This is a genomic window from Myxococcus llanfairpwllgwyngyllgogerychwyrndrobwllllantysiliogogogochensis (assembly GCF_006636215.1).
Lineage (GTDB): Bacteria > Myxococcota > Myxococcia > Myxococcales > Myxococcaceae > Myxococcus > Myxococcus llanfairpwllgwyngyllgogerychwyrndrobwllllantysiliogogogochensis.
This window is the reverse complement of sequence record NZ_VIFM01000652.1, coordinates 1-550: the sequence shown is the minus strand read 5'-3', so window position 1 is coordinate 550 and position 550 is coordinate 1. Positions and strand designations below refer to the sequence as shown.

The window sequence follows — 550 nt, the reverse complement described above, 5'->3', positions numbered from 1 at the left end:
CGTCAAGGGGCTGCCGATGGGGGCGCAGATGGTGATGATCTCCACCGCCATGCTGATGCTGATGGGCCTGGTCAACGCGCAGGGCGTGGTCACCGCATCGGCCTACGGCGCGGCGCTGCAGCTCTGGACCTACGTGCAGATGCCCGCCATGGCGATCGGCGCGGCCTGCTCGTCGATGGCGGCGCAGAACGTGGGCGCCGGCCGCTGGGAGCGGGTGGACGGCGTGGCCCGCAGCGGCACGCTGTTCAATTTCGTGCTGACCGGCGCGATCATCGTGCCGCTGGTGGTGCTGGACCGCACGGCGCTGTCGCTCTTCCTGCCGGCGGGCAGCGTATCGCTGGAGGCGGCGCGCCACCTCAACCACATCGCCGTGGGGTCGTTCCTGTTCTTCGGCGTGACCTTCGTGCTTTCGGGCGTGGTGCGCTCCACCGGCGCGGTGGTGCCTCCGCTCATCATCCTGGGCCTGGCGCTCTGGGGCATCCGCCTGCCGATCGCCTACGGCCTGCAGCCCTGGCTGGGCACGGATGCGATCTGGTGGAGTTTTCCGGCC

At 70.2% G+C, this 550-nt stretch carries 1 protein-coding gene; it reads left to right on the top strand.

Annotation, left to right across the window (positions count from 1 at the left end; translation table 11 throughout):
* Positions 1 to 16 precede the first annotated feature (16 nt).
* Positions 17 to 550 (top strand): MATE family efflux transporter (locus FJV41_RS57170; protein ID WP_281291664.1); only part of this gene is annotated, 534 nt, incomplete at its 3' end.